Below are 539 nucleotides of genomic sequence, written 5' to 3' on the forward strand. Positions count from 1 at the left end.
CGGGTACTTATACCATCAGCTATAAGATTTGTGCAGTAGCAAGTTCAACGGTATGCGATAACGCTAACATAGTAGTAACGGTAACAGGTACAACCACTAGCACTACACCAGTATTGCCAATAGCAGCTGATGATCGTACAACTACTCCTATAGATACACCAGTAGTGGTGAATGTACTGGCTAACGATACGCCAAACGGAGCTACAGCACCTAATGTAGTGACAAATCCTACTAATGGTACAACAGTAGTAAACCCTGATGGCACTATCGAATATCGTCCTCATACAGGTTTTGAGGGTATTGATACCTTTGTGTATGAGCTTTGCAATACCGATGGCTGTGCTTCAGCTACCGTGACTATTGAGGTAATAAGCAAGTTAATACCTTATAATGGTATGTCGGTAGACGATGATGGTAAGAACGAACACTTCCATATCGGCGGCATAAATCGTTACCCAGATAATGTGGTACGTATTTATAACCGTTGGGGAGTAAAAGTGTTTGAAGCAGAAGGTTATAACAACGTAACTCGCGTATTT

General features: G+C 41.7%; 1 protein-coding gene. It reads left to right on the forward strand.

The features are described from left to right. Window positions 1–539 (forward strand): Ig-like domain-containing protein (locus HMPREF9074_RS03465; protein ID WP_034539701.1); only part of this gene is annotated, 539 nt, incomplete at both ends.

This window comes from Capnocytophaga sp. oral taxon 329 str. F0087 (genome assembly GCF_000213295.2).
Classification (GTDB): domain Bacteria; phylum Bacteroidota; class Bacteroidia; order Flavobacteriales; family Flavobacteriaceae; genus Capnocytophaga; species Capnocytophaga leadbetteri_A.